The sequence below is a fragment of the Motilibacter rhizosphaerae genome (assembly GCF_004216915.1).
Classification (GTDB): Bacteria; Actinomycetota; Actinomycetes; order Motilibacterales; family Motilibacteraceae; genus Motilibacter; species Motilibacter rhizosphaerae.
Window position 1 is genome coordinate 229633 of the sequence record NZ_SGXD01000003.1, and the last position, 15407, is coordinate 245039.

17 protein-coding genes are annotated in these 15407 nt (G+C 76.7%); 2 read left to right on the top strand and 15 right to left on the bottom strand.

What is annotated here, in order from left to right:
• Nucleotides 1–163: 163 nt before the first annotated feature.
• The 14 genes from EV189_RS11820 to EV189_RS11885 all read right to left on the bottom strand — a co-directional run bounded on the left by EV189_RS11820 (nt 164) and on the right by EV189_RS11885 (nt 11922).
• Nucleotides 164–1132 (bottom strand): tyrosine recombinase XerC, encoded by a 969-nt coding sequence (locus EV189_RS11820; protein ID WP_130493174.1) that lies wholly within the window; start codon nt 1130–1132, stop codon nt 164–166.
• Between the two features lie 91 nt (nt 1133–1223).
• On the bottom strand, nt 1224–2432 hold the full coding sequence (gene dprA / locus EV189_RS11825; protein WP_231116322.1) for a DNA-processing protein DprA: 1209 nt from the start codon (nt 2430–2432) through the stop codon (nt 1224–1226).
• Nucleotides 2429–3973 (bottom strand): YifB family Mg chelatase-like AAA ATPase, encoded by a 1545-nt coding sequence (locus EV189_RS11830; protein ID WP_130493175.1) that lies wholly within the window; start codon nt 3971–3973, stop codon nt 2429–2431. The genes dprA and EV189_RS11830 overlap by 4 nt, the downstream gene beginning before the upstream one ends.
• The gene (locus EV189_RS11835) at nt 3973–4452 is read right to left on the bottom strand and encodes a YraN family protein (protein WP_231116323.1); all 480 of its coding nucleotides are present in this window, start codon (nt 4450–4452) and stop codon (nt 3973–3975) included. The genes EV189_RS11830 and EV189_RS11835 overlap by 1 nt, the downstream gene beginning before the upstream one ends.
• Before the next feature lie 124 nt (nt 4453–4576).
• A complete protein-coding gene (locus EV189_RS11840; protein ID WP_130493176.1) occupies nt 4577–4891 on the bottom strand; it encodes a DUF2469 domain-containing protein in 315 nt (104 codons plus the stop codon).
• A complete protein-coding gene (locus EV189_RS11845) occupies nt 4888–5730 on the bottom strand; it encodes a ribonuclease HII (protein ID WP_130493177.1) in 843 nt (280 codons plus the stop codon). The genes EV189_RS11840 and EV189_RS11845 overlap by 4 nt, the downstream gene beginning before the upstream one ends.
• A 36-nt stretch (nt 5731–5766) precedes the next feature.
• Entirely contained in the window at nt 5767–6597 is an 831-nt protein-coding gene (gene lepB / locus EV189_RS11850; protein WP_130493178.1) for a signal peptidase I, read from the bottom strand.
• Between the two features lie 80 nt (nt 6598–6677).
• Entirely contained in the window at nt 6678–7043 is a 366-nt protein-coding gene (gene rplS, locus EV189_RS11855) for a 50S ribosomal protein L19 (RefSeq protein ID WP_130493179.1), read from the bottom strand.
• 179 nt (nt 7044–7222) lie between these two features.
• The gene (gene trmD / locus EV189_RS11860; RefSeq protein WP_130493180.1) at nt 7223–7987 is read right to left on the bottom strand and encodes a tRNA (guanosine(37)-N1)-methyltransferase TrmD; all 765 of its coding nucleotides are present in this window, start codon (nt 7985–7987) and stop codon (nt 7223–7225) included.
• Between the two features lie 2 nt (nt 7988–7989).
• Entirely contained in the window at nt 7990–8511 is a 522-nt protein-coding gene (gene rimM, locus EV189_RS11865) for a ribosome maturation factor RimM (RefSeq protein ID WP_130493181.1), read from the bottom strand.
• A gap of 10 nt (nt 8512–8521) precedes the next feature.
• Nucleotides 8522–8764: an RNA-binding protein gene (locus EV189_RS11870; RefSeq protein ID WP_130493182.1), complete on the bottom strand. Its 243-nt coding sequence runs from the start codon at nt 8762–8764 to the stop codon at nt 8522–8524.
• A complete protein-coding gene (gene rpsP / locus EV189_RS11875; protein ID WP_130493183.1) occupies nt 8765–9238 on the bottom strand; it encodes a 30S ribosomal protein S16 in 474 nt (157 codons plus the stop codon).
• 294 nt (nt 9239–9532) lie between these two features.
• The gene (ffh, locus tag EV189_RS11880) at nt 9533–11080 is read right to left on the bottom strand and encodes a signal recognition particle protein (protein WP_130493184.1); all 1548 of its coding nucleotides are present in this window, start codon (nt 11078–11080) and stop codon (nt 9533–9535) included.
• Nucleotides 11081–11142: 62 nt separating this feature from the next.
• Nucleotides 11143–11922 carry a DeoR/GlpR family DNA-binding transcription regulator gene (locus EV189_RS11885; protein ID WP_130493185.1) on the bottom strand — a complete coding sequence of 260 codons (780 nt, stop codon included), beginning with the start codon at nt 11920–11922 and terminating at the stop codon, nt 11143–11145.
• Nucleotides 11923–11972: 50 nt separating this feature from the next.
• Here EV189_RS11885 and EV189_RS11890 point away from each other — a divergent pair, with 50 nt between their 5' ends.
• Complete coding sequence (locus EV189_RS11890; protein ID WP_130493186.1) at nt 11973–12362, top strand: DUF4406 domain-containing protein; 390 nt, start codon at nt 11973–11975, stop codon at nt 12360–12362.
• Entirely contained in the window at nt 12359–13018 is a 660-nt protein-coding gene (locus tag EV189_RS11895; protein WP_130493187.1) for an NUDIX domain-containing protein, read from the top strand. Before EV189_RS11890 ends, EV189_RS11895 begins: the two co-directional genes overlap by 4 nt.
• Here EV189_RS11895 and EV189_RS11900 read toward each other — a convergent pair.
• Nucleotides 13015–15372, bottom strand: a complete 2358-nt coding sequence (locus EV189_RS11900; RefSeq protein ID WP_130493188.1) for a [protein-PII] uridylyltransferase — start codon at nt 15370–15372, stop codon at nt 13015–13017. The two genes, EV189_RS11895 and EV189_RS11900, sit on opposite strands and share 4 nt — an antisense overlap.
• Between the last annotated feature and the right edge of the window lie 35 nt (nt 15373–15407).

Here is a 15407-nt window from a genome sequence, read left to right on the forward strand (position 1 = left end):
CGCGTCGGCGGCGGACAGACTGGTGCCGCTGCTGTGCAGCAGCCCGCCAGCGGCGTCGAGGACCCGCTCCGCGCCCGGCACCTGCTCGTCGCCGTGGTCGGCACCCGCCACCTGGCTCCCCGCTCCCCCTGCCACGGTCGTCCCGCCCGCGGCAGGACGGAGCTCACGCCCGTGGGTGCGCTCGCTCATAGGTGGCCTTCAGCCTCTCGACGGACACGTGGGTGTAGATCTGCGTCGTGTCGAGACTAGCGTGGCCCAGCAGTTCCTGGACGCTGCGCAGGTCAGCACCCCCCTCCAGGAGCGCTGTTGCCGCCGAATGGCGCAACCCGTGGGGCCCGAGGTCGGGTGCTCCGGGCACCGCGAGCAGCATCCGGTGCACCACGCGCCGGGCGGTGCGGACGTCGAGCCGGCCACCGCGGCGGCCGAGGAGCACGGCGTCCCCGCTCGCGGCGACGGCCAGCGCGGGCCGGCCCACGGCGAGCCACTGCTCCAGCGCGTCCAGGGCCGGCAGCCCGACCGGGACGGAGCGCTCCTTGTCCCCCTTGCCCACCACGCGCAGCAGCCGGCGCCCCCGGTCGAGGTCCGCGGTGTCGAGGGCGCAGAGCTCCGAGACGCGGATGCCGGTGGCGTAGAGCAGCTCCACGAGCGCCCAGTCGCGCAGCGCGAGGGGCTCGCCGCCCTCGGCGGCCTGCGCGGCGGCCTCCAGGACGGAGCGCGCGTCGTCCTTCCCGAGCACCGACGGGAGCGTGCGGCGCCCGCGCGGGCTCGCCAGCAGGGCCCCGGCGTCGCCGTCGGTGCGCCCGCTGCGCGCCGCCCAGCCGGTGAAGGCCCGGGCGGCCGCTGCCCGTCGCGCCAGCGTGGCGCGGGCGCAGCCGGAGGAGCGCTGACGGGCCAGCCAGCTGCGCAGCACGGCGAGGTCGACGCGGTCGAGCTCGGTGCGGCCCATGCGCCGGGCGTGCTCCAGCAGCGCGGCGACGTCCGCCGAGTACGCCCGGACGGTGTGCGCGGACAGCCCGCGCTCGAGGCGGAGGAACTCGGTGAACTCCACCCGGGCACGCGCCAGCTCGGGCGGGAGCGGCTCCTCGCGGTCCGCACTCCCGGCCGCCCGCGCAGGTGCCGTCGACGCTGCCATCGCAGCACACGGTCACCCGGGCGCTCGTGACGGTCAAGCACCGCGCCACCTCGGCGCGCGGCGTGTCGGCCAGCTCCGCCTCCCGCGCCCGTCACGTCCGCCGCCACCCCCCGCCCTCCGGCTGCACGAGCCCGCGGGCGGCGAGCGCTCCGAGCCTCCCGAGCACCTCGGGCGCCGTGAGCCCCGCGGCACCGCACAGCTCGTCGACGCGGAGCACGCCGCGCAGCGGCATCGCCTCCCACACCCGCAGCTCGTCCGGCCCGAGGGCGTCGGTGCGGCGCAGGTGCGGGTCGCTGGGGTCGGCCACGGCATCCCCGCCCAGCTGGCCGACCACGTCGAGCACCTCCTCCACGCAGGTGACGAGGACCGCGTCGCCGCGCCTCAGCTCCACGTGGCACCCGGCGGACGCCGGGCTCGTCACCGGGCCGGGCACGACCATGACCGGGCGGTGCAGCCGCCGGGCGTGGCCGACGGTGCTCCGCGCGCCGCTGCGCAGCCCCGCCTCGACGAGCAGGGTCCCCTGGCCCAGGGCCGCGAGCAGCCGGTTGCGGTCGAGGAACCGCCCCCTCGTCACCCCCGTGCCCAGGGGGTACTCGCTCACGAGGGTGCCGTGCTCCGCGACCCGCCGCAGCAGGCCCTCGTTGCCCTTCGGGTAGCTGACGTCCACCCCGCAGGCGAGGACCGCGCAGGTCGTCCCGCCCGCGAGCAGCGCCCCGCGGTGGGCGGCGGCGTCGATGCCGAAGGCCCCTCCGGACACGACCGAGCGCCCGGCCTGCGCGAGGCCGCCGGCGAGCGTGCCCGCCACGTGCTCGCCGTACGGCGTGGCCGCCCGCGCACCGACGACCGCGACGCGTGCCGGACGCGCGTCGAGGGCCGCGCCGCGGCACCACAGCGCGAGGGGGCGGTCGTCCCCGAGGTCGGCGAGCTCCGCTGGCCACTCGCCGTCCCCGGGCACGACCAGCCGGGCCCCGCTGCGCGCCGCCAGCGCGAGGTCGCGGTCGACGTCCACCCGGCCGAGCCGCTGGCGCCAGCGCTCCCGGCGCTCGCGGGCCCCCGCTCCCCCGCTCGAGTCCGGCGGCAGCGCGGCCGCGGGGTCGTCGGAGGCGATGCGCTCGAGCACCTCGCACGCGCCCCACGCCTCCACGAGCCGGACCAGCGGCGGGCAGGGGGGCTCGACGAGCCGGGTGAGGGCGGTGAGCGCCCGCCGCTCGGCCTCGGCGGCCGAGGACGGGACCGGCGGCGCCTGACGTCCTGACGATGACCAGACAGCCGGCGGACCGCTGGTCCCCGGCCCGCTCACGCGGCACGCCCCGAGGTGCCGGCGAGGCGGAGCGCGAGGGCCAGCGCGACGTCGTCCCCGCTCGGCCGGTCGCGCCCGGCGAGGTCCGCGAGCGTCCACGACACGCGCAGGGCGCGGTCGGCGCCGCGCAGGCTCAGCGCCCCCGACTCCACGGCCGACCGCACCAGCCGGTCGTCGGCCACCCGCCAGCGCGCGCGCAGCTCGCGCCCGGGCACCTCGGCGTTCGTGCGCCAGGGGGTGCCGGCGAGCCGGCCGGCGCTGCGCTCGCGCGCGGCGGTGACCCGGGCTCCGACGGCGGCCGTGCTCTCCCCGACGTCCAGCGCGCCCAGCGGGGGCACGACGTCGACGCGCAGGTCCACCCGGTCGAGCAGCGGCCCTGACAGCCGGGCGGCGTAGCGCCGCCGGGCCAGCGAGGAGCAGGTGCACTCCAGCGCGCGCCCGGTCGCGAGGCCGCAGGGGCAGGGGTTCGAGGCGAGGACGAGCGTGCAGCGCGCCGGGTAGCGGGCGGTGCCGGCGGCCCTGGCGAGGACCACGCGACCGGACTCGAGGGGTTGGCGCAGGGCGTCGAGCACCGGAGCGGCGAACTCCGGCGCCTCGTCGAGGAACAGCACACCGCGGTGGGCCAGCGACACCGCTCCGGGCCGGGGCACGCCGCTCCCTCCCCCGACGACGGCCGCGGTCGACGCGCTGTGGTGCGGGGCCTGGAACGGAGGACGGGTCACGAGCGGGACGTCGGGGTCCAGGATGCCCGCGAGGCTGTGCAGGGCCGTGACCTCCAGCGCCTGCTCGGTCGAGAGTTCGGGCAGCAGCCCGGGGAGGCGCTCCGCGAGCATGGTCTTGCCGGTGCCGGGCGGTCCGGTCAGGTGCAGGGCGTGGCCGCCCGCGGCGGCGACCTCGAGGGCGTGCCGCGCCTGGTGCTGCCCGAGCACGTCGGCCAGGTCGGGCGGCGGTCCCGCCGGGGCCGGCTCCCCTCCCCCCGCGCGGACGGGCGGGTCCGGCTCCTCCGGCAGCGGCTCGTGCCGCAGCAGCGCGGTGACCTGGCGCAGCGAGCGCAGCCCCCGCACGCTCACGCCGGGGACCAGGGCGGCCTCCGCGGCGTTGCCCTCGGCGCAGACGACGCGCGTCACGCCGGAGCGCGCGGCCGCCGCCACGGCGGGGAGGACGCCCCGCACGGGGTGCAGCCTGCCGTCCAGGCCCAGCTCGGCGAGCAGCACGGTCCGCTCGAGCAGGGCGGGGTCCAGGGCCGTGCGGTCCGGGTCGCCGGCGGCCAGCAGGACGGCCGTGGCGATGGCGAGGTCGAAGCCCGAGCCGCGCTTGGGCAGGCTGGCCGGGGCGAGGCCGACGGTGATCCGCACGCCGGGCCAGCGCTCGCCGGAGTTCGCGACCGCCGCGCGCACCCGGTCGCGCGCCTCGGACAGGGCGGTGTCGGGGAGCCCCACGAGGACGAAGGCGGGCAGGCCCGGCGCCAGGTGCGCCTCGACGTCCACCAGCGCGCCCTCGACACCGACGAGCGCGACCGCCGTCGTCCTCCCGAGCGGCATCAGGCCACGCCCCGCAGGTGCTCGACCGACGCCGCACCGGTGCGCCCGCGGGTCACCGCCACCACGTCGATGCGCACCTCCCCCGGGTGCACCCCGCGCTCGAGCAGCCAGCGCACCGCCAGCCGGCGCAGCCGCGCGAGCTTCGGGCCGGTGACCGCCTCCTGCGGCGAGCCGTGCCGCCCGGACCGGCGGGTCTTCACCTCGCAGACCACGAGCGTCGCGCCCTCGCGGGCGACGATGTCGATCTCCCCGAGCTCGCAGCGCCAGTTGCGCTCGAGCACGACCAGGCCGCGCTCGACGAGGAACCGGGCGGCGACGTCCTCGCCGTAGCGGCCCAGCCCGGCGCGCGAGCGGTCGCCGGGACTCCGCGCACCCCGCCCCGGTGCCAGGGCCGCCGCCGAGCGCGGCTCCCCGCCCCTCCCGCCCGGGAGCCCACCAGCGGGACTCCCGCTGCTGGTCGCACTGCTCGCCACCGCCACGCGGACCACCTCCGGGCCCGATCGTGGCGCTCGGCGGAGCACGGTGACCGGGTCCCGGGCGTCCCTGTGGAGGACGGCGACCTGCGACGCAGCTGCGCGCTGTGGACGACGCGCCCCAGCCGGCTCAGGTGCTCGGCGGGGGCTCCAGCTCGCTCTTGGCGAGCTCCTCGACGTTGACGTCCTTGAAGGTGACGACGCGGACGTTCTTCACGAAGCGGGCGGGGCGGTACATGTCCCAGACCCACGCGTCGGACATGCGCACCTCGAACCACACCTCCCCGCCGTCGGTGGTCCGCGGCTCCAGCTGCACCGAGTTGGTGAGGTAGAAGCGCCGCTCGGTCTCGACGACGTAGGAGAAGAGCCCGACGACGTCGCGGTACTCCCGGTAGAGCTGCAGCTCCATCTCGGTCTCGTACTTCTCGAGGTCCTCGGCGCTCACACCCGCTCCTGCTCTCGTGTCCCTCGCCCGTGAGGACCGGCGGCAGCCGGCACGGGGTCGGGGTGGGCCTCCATCGTGCCTCCGCCACCGCGTACGTGCTGGCGCGGCAGCGCCTCGAGGTCGAGCTGCTCCAGCTCGTCGGGGTACGGGTCCGTCCCGGGCAGCAGCGCGTCCGCCCGCTCCCCCACGCCGGGCAGCCGCCACGACTGCCGGTGCAACGGGCTCGGCCCGTGCTCGGCCAGCGCCGCGAGGTGCGCGGGGGCGGAGTAGCCGCGGTTCTGCTCCCAGGCGTAGACCGGGTGCTCCCGGGCGAGCTCGACCATCATCCCGTCGCGCTCGGTCTTCGCGAGCACGCTCGCGGCCGCGACCGAGGAGCAGCGCATGTCGGCCTTGACGAGGGTGCGCACCGGGACGTCCCAGGACCACGCCGGCAGCTCGTCCTCGAACAGCGAGGGCCGCGAGAGGTAGTCGTAGTTGCCGTCGAGCAGGACCCAGGAGAACGGCACCCGCAGCTGCGCGCACGCCCGGGTGGCGGCGACCCGCAGGGCGGTGAGGATGCCCCACGCGTCGATCTCGGCGGCGGAGGCGTGGCCCACGGCGCCGTCGAGCACCCACCGGCGGACCCGCGGCACGAGCGCGGTGCGCGCCTCCGGGGTCAGCAGCTTGCTGTCGCGCAGGCCCTGCGGCGCGGTGCGTGCGTCCTCGTCGAGGACCACGACACCGACCGAGACGGGTCCCGCCAGGGCGCCGCGCCCCACCTCGTCGACGGCCGCGACCGGGCCGGCTCCCGAGCGCCAGAGCTGGCGCTCGTAGCGCAGCGTCGGGGTCGTGGCGGGCACGGGACCAGGCTAGGGCAGGACGCGCGGGGCGGGCGCCTAGCCGCGCCCGTCGATGCCGGGCTGGGAGAAGGTGCCCGGCGCACCGAGCCCGCGCCAGTGGCCGAACGGCCACACGACGACGAACGCGCGGCCGATGACCTCGCTCTCGGGCACGAACCCGCCGCCCGGCTCCCCCATGTGCTCGCGGGAGTCCGCGGACTCGCTGCGGTGATCGCCCATGACCCAGAGCTTGCCGGCGGGGACCGTCACGTCGAAGGCGGTGTCCGACGGCGCGTCGCCCGGGAAGAGGTACGCCGACTCGCTCAGCGCGACACCGTTGACGCGCACCGCGCCGTGCCCGTCGGCCTGGACGTGGTCGCCCGGGAGGCCGATGACGCGCTTGATGAAGTCGCGCTCGTCGGGCGGGGCCACGCCGACCCAGCTGCCGACCTCGCGCACGGCGCGCTGCAGCACGTTGCCCTCGTCGGGGAACTGCGACTCCGAAGTGAAGGAGTCGGCGCCGTTGAAGACGATGACGTCGCCGCGGGAGATGGACCCGAAGCGGTAGGACACCTTGTCGACGAGGACGCGGTCCCCGACGCGCAGCGTGTCCTCCATCGAGCCGGAGGGGATGAAGAAGGCCTGCACGAGGAGCGCCTTGACGAGCATCGCCAGCAGCAGGGCGACCACGACGAGGACGGGGAGCTCCGCCCACGCCGGCAGGCGGCGCCACCAGCGGCGCACGGCACCCCGGGGGTGCTCCTCGGCGGCCTGCTCGTCGAGCGCCACCTGCGCGCCGGCCGCGACTGCGCCGTCCGGCCCGGAGGTCCCGTGCGGCGCCTCCGCGGCGGCGGGAGCCCCGCCCTCGAGCGGGTCGGACGAGCTCATGCGAGCAGGGCCTCTCGTGCGTCGGTCAGGAGCCGCCGGAGCAGCGCGCCCCGGCCGCTGGGCCGGGGCGCGGTGGCGCGTCAGCGAGCGGGAGCGCCCGAGGCGTCGCGCTTCTCCTTGATCTTCGCGGCCTTGCCGCGCAGGTCGCGCAGGTAGTAGAGCTTCGCGCGGCGGACGTCACCACGGGTGACGACCTCGATCTTGTCGAGGATCGGCGAGTGCACCGGGAAGGTGCGCTCCACGCCGGTGCCGAAGCTCACCTTGCGGATCGTGAAGGTCTCGCGGACGCCACCGCCCTGGCGGCGGATGACGACGCCCTGGAAGACCTGGATGCGGGAGCGGTTGCCCTCCACGACCCGGACGTGGACCTTGAGGGTGTCCCCGGGGGCGAACGCCGGGATGTCGGACCGCAGCGAGGCGGCGTCGAGCGCGTCGAGCTTCTGCACAGCTTCTCCTCGGGTGCCACAGGTCACCCTGGTGGGCGGGCGCAGCCGGAGCCGGCCCGGGATCGGTCAGGTGGTGCGCCGCTCGTCTCCGTCCGTGCCCCCCTGCGGCAGGGCGCGGCCGTCGAGCTGGTGGCGCGACGGACCAGTGTCGCACACGGCGGCGGGCTCCGGCGAACCCGTCAAGCGCCGCCGGGCTCCGCTGCCTCGTGGAGCACCTGGCGGTCGGCGGCGTCGAGCGCGCCCTCCGGCAGGGCGGCGAGCAGGTCCGGGCGCACCGCGGCGGTGCGCCGCAGCGCCTCGTCCCGGCGCCACCGGGCGACGGCGGCGTGGTGGCCGCTGAGCAGCACGTCGGGCACGGCGTGCCCGCGCCAGACGGCCGGCTTGGTGTAGGCCGGGGCCTCGAGCAGGCCCGTCTCGTGCGACTCCTCGACGAGGCTCTCGGCGTTGCCGACGACGCCCGGCAGCAGCCGCGCCACGGCCTCGACCACCGCGAGCACCGCGACCTCGCCGCCGTTGAGGACGTAGTCGCCGAGCGACAGCTCCTCGACGTCGTACGCCGTGGCCGCCTCCAGGGCGACGCGGGCGTCGATGCCCTCGTAGCGCCCGCAGGCGAAGACCAGCCAGGGCCGGGCGGCGTACGCGCGCGCCCGCGGCTGGGAGAACGGAGGCCCCGCGGGCGTGGGCACGACGAGCGTGGGGCGGACCCCCTCGGGACCGGCGGCGCGCACGGCGTCGAGCGCCCGGCCCCACGGCTCGGGCTTCATGAGCATGCCGGCGCCACCGCCGTACGGCGTGTCGTCCACCGTGCGGTGCCGGTCGTCGGTCCAGCTGCGCAGGTCGTGGACGTGCAGGTCGAGGATCCCCTGCTCGCGGGCGCGGCCGATGAGCGAGAGGCCGAGCGGCGCGAGGTAGTCGGGGAAGATCGTGACGACGTCGATCCGCACGCTCAGGCCCCGCCCTCGCCGTCGTCGAGCAGCCCCGGCGGCGCGTCCACGACCACGCGCCCGCCGTCGAGGTCGACGACGGGGACGATCGCCGCGACGAACGGCACGAGCCGCTCCCCGCCCGGGGTCTGCACCGCGAGCAGGTCCTGCGCGGGCAGGTGCACGACGTCGGTCACCTCGCCCAGGTCGACGCCCTGGGGCGAGACGGCGCGCAGGCCGACCAGCTGGTGGTCGTAGTACTCCTCGGGGTCCTCCGGCCGCTCGTCGTCGGGCACGTCAACGACCAGCCAGGTCCCGCGCAGCGCCTCGGCCGCCGAGCGGTCCGCGACGGAGGCGAAGCGCACGAGCAGGCGTCCGGAGTGGTCGCGGGCGTCGGCGACCTCGAGGGGACCGCGCTCGGCCGGGTCGGTCACGAGGACGACCCCGGGCGCGAAGCGCGTCCCGGGGTCGTCCGTGCGCGGCTCGACGAGGACGTCGCCGCGGATGCCGTGCGCGGGGCCGATGCGCCCCACGACGAGCTGCACCACCGCTGCGTCAGCGCCGCTCGTCGACGTCGAGGAAGTCGACGCGGACCGGGCGGCCCCCGGCGAGGGCGCCCAGCACGGTGCGCAGCGCGGACGCCGTGCGCCCGCTGCGGCCGATCACCTTGCCGAGGTCGTCGGGGTGCACGCGCACCTCGAGGACCCGCCCGCGCCGGTTCTCCCGGCGCACGACGGCGACGTCGTCGGGGTTGTCGACGATGCCGCGGACGAGGTGCTCGAGCGCCTCCTCGAGCACCTACGCCTCGGCGGGCTGGTCGGCTGCGGCCGCGGGCTCGGGTGCGACCTCGACGTCGGCGGCCTGGGGGGCCTCGTCGGCCTTCTTGGCGCCGCCGCCGCGCGGGGTGGTCGCGGGCGCGGACTTCTCGTCGCCGGCCGAGCGGGCGGCGGCGTCGAAGGCGGCCTTCTTGTCCGCCTTGGGGGCGGCGACCTTGAGCGTGCCCTCCTCGTAGGGCAGGCCCTTGAACTTCTGCCAGTCGCCCGTCTTGGACAGGATCGCCTGGACCGGCTCGGTCGGCTGGGCGCCGACGCCGAGCCAGTACTGCGCCCGCTCGCCGTCGACCTCGATGAGCGAGGGCTCCTCGGTCGGGTGGTACTTGCCGATCGCCTCGATGAAGCGGCCGTCGCGCTTGGTGCGGGCGTCGGCCACGACGATGCGGTAGTAGGGCGCGCGGATCTTGCCCATGCGCATCAGCTTGATCTTGACAGCCACGGGGCTGGGTTCTCCTCGTCGGACGCGGTCGGGCGCCGGCTCGCCGGGTGGGGTCCGGTCCTGCGGCGCTCGGGGTTTGCGGGGGTCCAGGACGCCGGAGAGAGGGCCAGCGCACGGACCGGTGCAGCCTGCGATTGTGCCAGACGCAGGGGCCCCGGCACCAGCCGGGCAGGTCACGCCCGCCCCGGCCCCCCCAGGACGTGCATGATCACGAGCAGGGTGGGAGGCGCTGGACGAGCGCCCGCGGGACCGCACGGAGGGTCAGCGGCGGCCGTACGGGAAGGCAGCCGCGGGTCAGCGGCCGCCGGGCGGGAGGAGGTCGCGCAGGCCCGGCGGCAGCTCGAACGGCGCGCTGCCCTGAGCGCCCGCGGCGGGCCCGAACGGGCTCTCCCCCGTGCGCTGCGGCTGCGCGGCCACCTGCTGCGCGCGCTTCGCGGGGTTGCCCGAGACCTTGCCGCCCTTGGCCTTCTTCTGCTGGGGCGCCTGGCGGCCCTTGGACTTCTTGCCGAAGCCCGGCATCCCCGGGATCGGCATGCCGCCCCCGCCGCGCAGCGAGCGCATCATCTGCTGGGCCTGGCCGAAGCGCTCGACGAGGTCGTTCACCGCCGAGACCGAGGACCCCGAGCCGCGCGCGATGCGCGCTCGCCGGGAGGCGTTGAGGATCCTCGGGTCGCGCCGCTCGGTCGGCGTCATCGACTGGATCATCGCCTGGGTGCGGTCCAGGTCGCGCTCGTCGATGTTCTCGATCTGCTCGCGGAACTGGCCCATCCCGGGCAGCATGCCGAAGATCTTCGACATCGAGCCCATCTTGCGCAGCTGCTGCATCTGCTGCAGGAAGTCGTCGAGGGTGAAGTCCTCGCCCTCGCTGAACTTGCGGGCCATCTCGGCCTGCTGCGCCTGGTCGAACGTCCGCTCGGCCTGCTCGATGAGCGTGAGCATGTCGCCCATGCCGAGGATGCGCGAGGCCATGCGGTCGGGGTGGAAGGCGTCGAAGTCGCCGAGCCCCTCGCCGTTGCTCGCGAACATCACCTGCCGGCCGGTCACCTTGGCGACCGAGAGGGCCGCGCCACCGCGCGCGTCGCCGTCGAGCTTGGTCAGCACGACGCCGGAGAAGCCGACGCCGTCGAGGAAGGCCTGGGCGGTGGTGACGGCGTCCTGGCCGACCATCGCGTCGACGACGTAGAGGATCTCGTCGGGCGAGACCGCGTCGCGGATGTCCGCCGCCTGCTGCATGAGCTCGGCGTCGATGCCGAGCCGGCCGGCGGTGTCGACGACGACCACGTCGTGCTGCTTGTCGCGGGCGTACGCCATGGCCGCCCGCGCGACGGCCACCGGGTCGCCGACGCCGTTACCCGGCTCGGGCGCGAAGACCACGACACCGGCGCGCTCCCCCACCACCTGCAGCTGGTTGACCGCGTTGGGGCGCTGCAGGTCCGCCGCCACGAGGAGCGGCTGGTGGCCCTGGCCCTTGAGCCAGAGCGCGAGCTTGCCGGCGAGCGTCGTCTTGCCCGCGCCCTGGAGGCCGGCGAGCAGGATGACGGTCGGCGGGGTCTTGGCGAAGCGCAGCCGGCGGGTCTCGCCGCCGAGGATCCCGATGAGCTCCTCGTTGACGATCTTGATGATCTGCTGCACCGGGTTGAGCGCCTGCGAGACCTCGGCGCCGCGGGCCCGCTCGCGGACCGCCGCGATGAACTCCCGCACGACCGGCAGGGCGACGTCGGCCTCGAGCAGCGCGGTCCGGATCTCCCGGGTCGTGGCCTCGATGTCGGCCTCGCTCAGCCGGCCCTTGCCGCGCAGGCCCTTGAAGGTCGCGGCGAGACGGTCCTGCAGGGTGGTGAACACGGTGGCGGCTTCCCAGGGGGATCGACGGCGGGGTCAGACGTGCGCGAGCGCGGATCCCCAGCCTAGCCGCGCCCGTCGGGCTCCTCCTCGGTGCGGAGGACGCGCACGCCGCGCTCCTCGAGCGCGGCGAGGACGGGCGAGCCCGACGGGGCGTCGGTGACGATGCCGGCGACCTCGGCGAGCGGCAGCACGGCGTACGGCGAGGCGGCGCCGACCTTCTCCGCGCTCGCGAGCACCCACGTCTCGGCGCTGCGCGCCGCCAGGGCCCGCTTCATCGCGGCCTCGTCCGCGTCTCCCGTCGTCAGGCCGGCATCGGGGTGGACGCCGGTGACGCCGAGGAGGAACAGGTCGGCGGAGTACGCCTGGGCCGCCTCCACCGCGGCGGCGCCGCAGGCGACCGCGGAGTGCTTGAAGAGCCGCCCGCCGATGAGGAGGACCTCGACGGCCGGGTGGTGCAGCAGGGCGGAGGCGATGGTCGGGCTGTGCGTGACGACCGTGCAGGCGAGCTCGAGCGGGAGCGCGGCGACGACCGCGAGGGTGGTCGTGCCGCCGTCGAGGACGACCACGCTGCCGGGCCGGACGAGGCGGGCCGCCGCCGCACCCACGCGGCGCTTGCTCCCCGGCTCCACAGCGGCCCGGGCGCCGTAGTCGACGACGGCGGGGGACGCGGGCAGCGCCCCGCCGTAGACGCGCTGGCAGAGCCCGGCGGCCGCCAGCTCGCGCAGGTCGCGCCGCACCGTGTCCTCCGAGGTGCCGAGCTGCAGAGCGGCCTCCTTGGCGAGGACCTTGCCGTCGGCGGCGAGGCGGGCGAGCAGCAGCTCCTTGCGCTCGGCGGCAAGCATCTGCACGTTCTCCCTTGTTGTTGCACGATGTTGCCGACTATCCTAGCGCCATGACGACCACCACGACCGACCGACCGCTGCTCGTGCTCATCGCCGGGCCGTACCGCTCGGGGACCGGGGACGACCCGGCACTCCTGGCCCAGAACCTCGCCCGCCTGGAGGAGGCCTCCTGGCCGGTCTTCGAGCGCGGCCACGTCCCGGTCATCGGCGAGTGGGTGGCCCTCCCGGTCCTGCGCAGCGCCGGCGCCACGGGCGTGACCGACCCCCTGGCCGAGCAGGTGCTCTACCCGACCGCCGAGCGGCTGCTCCAGCACTGCGACGCCGTGCTCCGCCTGCCGGGCGAGTCCCGCGGCGCGGACCAGGACGTCGCCATCGCCCGCGAGCGCGGGCTGCCCGTCTACGAGCGCGTCGAGGACCTCCCCGAGCGGCGGGTCGGGTGAGCCGCGCAGGGACGGACGTCCCGGACTCCCGCGGGCGTACGGGCCTCGACGCCGTCGGCCGCGACCTCGCGCGCAACCCCGACGTCGTCGTGCGCGACGTGGAGGTCGTCTCCGACGGCTGGCACGTCCTGCGCCGTACGACGTTCGACCTCCGCCGCGCCGACGGGACGTGGGAGCGCCAGCAGCGCGAGACCTACGACCGCGGGAACGGTGCCGCCGTCCTGCTCCACGACGCCGAGCGCGGGTGCGTGCTGCTCACGCGGCAGTTCCGGTTCCCGGCGTACGTCAACGACCACCCGGACGGCATGCTCGTCGAGGTCGCCGCCGGGCTGCTCGACGCCGACGACCCCGAGACCGCCGTGCGCCGGGAGACCCGGGAGGAGCTCGGTGTCGAGGTGCGGGAGCTGACGCCGGTGATGGAGCTGTTCATGAGCCCCGGCTCGGTGACCGAGCGGCTGCACTGCTTCGCCGCGGCGTACACCGCCACCGACCGCACGGGCGCGGGCGGCGGCGTCGCCGAGGAGGGCGAGGACATCGAGGTGCTCGAGCTGCCCTTCGCGGAGGCGCTCGCGATGGTCCGCGACGGGCGGATCGCCGACGCGAAGACCGTGCTGCTGCTCCAGTGGGCCGCGCTCGACGGCCCCTTCGCGCGCTAGCTCGCCACGTCGCGGAGGATCCGCGAGACCTCGCGCGCGCGCTCGGCCACCAGCGGGCTGCCGTCGCCGTCGACGACGTAGAACACGTCGACCGCCTCGGCGCCGAGGGTCGCGACCCGCGCCGAGCGCACGTCGATGCCGGCGTACGCGAGGGCGCGGCCCAGCCGGTGGAGCAGCCCGAGCCGGTCGCTCGCCCGCACCTCCAGCACGGTGGCGCTCTCGCTCGCGCCCTCCACCACCTCGACGGAGGCCGGCACCTTCGGGCCGCGCGCGGGCGGGCGGGAGGCCTCGCGCCGCTCGAGCAGGGCGGCCACGTCGAGCCGCCGGTCGAGGGCGCGGTCGATGTCGTCGCGCAGCGCCTCGAGCACCGGCGGGTCGCCGAACTCCGCGGTCACCGACCACGTGTCGACGGCGATGCCGCGCTCGGTGCGCAGGGCGGCGGAGCGCACCGAGAGCCGGTGCAGCGCGAGCACGCCCGCCACCGTGGAGAGCAGGCCCCGCCGGTCGGGTGCGACCACGGTGACGGCCCAGCCGCCGCCCTCCGGGCGCACCGCGACCGCGAGGTCGCCCTGGTCGACCAGGGCGAGCTGCTCCGGCGTGAGCGGCGTCGCCGGCGGCGGCGGCTCCCCCCGCAGGTGGGCGCGCACGCGCCGGGTGAGCTCGGCGACGAGCCCGGCTCGCCAGTCGGACCACGCGGCCGGGCCGGCGGCGAGGGCGTCCGCCTCGGTCAGCGTCGCGAGCAGGTCGAGCACCTCGACCGACCCGACGGCGTCGGCCACCCGCACCGCGGTCGCCGGGTCGTCGATGTCGCGCCGCGTGGCAGTGTCGACGAGCAGGAGGTGCTCCCGGACGAGCGTGACGACCACCTGGGCGTCGGCCGGCGCGAAGCCGAGCCGGGCGAGGACCGGCCCGGCGAGCACGGCGCCCTCCCGGGCGTGGTCACCGCGGCGCTTGCCCTTGCCGATGTCGTGGAGCAGGGCCGCGACGAGCAGGAGGTCCGGGCGCGTGACGCGGCGGGTCAGCGACGCCGCCTGCACGCAGGTCTCGACGCTGTGCCGGTCGACGGTCCAGCGGTGCACGGGCGTGCGCTGCGGGCGGTTGCGCACGAGGGCCCACTCCGGCAGCAGCGCCTCGATGACGCCGGCCTGGTCCAGGGCCTCCCAGACGCGGACCGTGCCCGCCCCGGCGCCGAGGAAGGTGACGAGCGCGTCGCGCGCCTCCTGCGGCCAGGGCTCGGGCATGCGCGGGCTCGACGCCGCCAGCCGCTCGGCGGTGCCGGGCGACAGCGGGAGCCCCGCCTGCGCGGCCACCGCGGCGGCGCGCAGCGGGAGGACGGGATCGGTGTCGAGGACGCCGTCTCGGCCCAAGACCAGCTCCCCCTCGTGCTCGGCGAGCCCGGGGGCGAGGATCCGGGGTCGGGGCGGACGACGGGCGGTGAACAGCGGGGACCGGCGGCGCGGGGCGAGCAGCTGCTCCACCCGGCGCCACGTCGTGTCCCCGGCGTACGCGATGGTGCGGGCCGCGTCGGCGACGACGCGGAGCACGGAGTCGGCGTCGGCGATGCCGAGCGCCGCGGCGACGGCGTCCTGCTCCTGGAGGAGCAGCTTGTCGAGCGCGCGCCCCGAGGAGAGGTGCAGGGCGTCGCGCACGTCGAGCAGCCGCTCGGCGGCGCCGTCGAGGTCGCCGTGCGGGCGGTCGGCGACCCAGGAGGCCGCCACCGCGCGCAGGGCGACGACGTCGCGCAGGCCGCCCCGGCCCTCCTTGAGCTCGGGCTCGAGGAGGAAGGCGACCTCCCCCGCCCGGCGCCAGCGCTCCCGGCAGGACTCGAGCAGCTCGCCGAGCCGGCCGCGGGCGCTCGAGCGCCAGTCGTCGAGGACGGCGCTGCGCAGCTTGGCCCCCAGCGCCTCGCTGCCGGCGACCACCCGCAGGTCGAGCAGGCCGAGCAGCACCGAGAGGTCCTGCGAGGCGACCTTGCGCGCCTCGCCGGGGGTGCGGACCGAGTAGTCGAGCCGCAGCCCGGAGTCCCAGATGGGGTACCAGAGCGCCTCGGCGACCCGGGCGACCTCCTCGGGCCCGCGGGCGCCGTCGTGCAGGAGCACGAGGTCGAGGTCGCTCGCCGGGGAGAGGGACCCCCGGCCGTGTCCCCCGACGGCGGCGAGGGCGACCCCCTCCTGCGCGCCGGGGAGGGCGGCGGCGTACATCTCCCGCAGCCAGTCGTCCGTGGCGTCGGCCAGCGCGCGCCGCCGGCCCGGACCGGGGAGTCCCGGCCGGGCCAGCAGCGCCTTGCGCTCGGCGACGAACTCGGCGGGGGTGCGCGGGGTGACCGACTCGGGCCGTGCACCTGAGAGCGTCATCCCCCGCCTTCCTCCTGCCGTCCTGCTGGTCGCTC

Bases quoted from the DNA above. Each gene is read 5' to 3' on its own strand.
- EV189_RS11820 (WP_130493174.1), bottom strand. From the start codon at position 1,132: ATGGCAGCGTCGACGGCACCTGCGCGGGCGGCCGGGAGTGCGGACCGC.
- EV189_RS11900 (WP_130493188.1), bottom strand. From the start codon at position 15,372: ATGACGCTCTCAGGTGCACGGCCCGAGTCGGTCACCCCGCGCACCCCC.
- lepB (WP_130493178.1), bottom strand. From the start codon at position 6,597: ATGAGCTCGTCCGACCCGCTCGAGGGCGGGGCTCCCGCCGCCGCGGAG.
- EV189_RS11885 (WP_130493185.1), bottom strand. From the start codon at position 11,922: ATGCTTGCCGCCGAGCGCAAGGAGCTGCTGCTCGCCCGCCTCGCCGCC.
- EV189_RS11890 (WP_130493186.1), top strand. From the start codon at position 11,973: ATGACGACCACCACGACCGACCGACCGCTGCTCGTGCTCATCGCCGGG.
- EV189_RS11830 (WP_130493175.1), bottom strand. From the start codon at position 3,973: ATGCCGCTCGGGAGGACGACGGCGGTCGCGCTCGTCGGTGTCGAGGGC.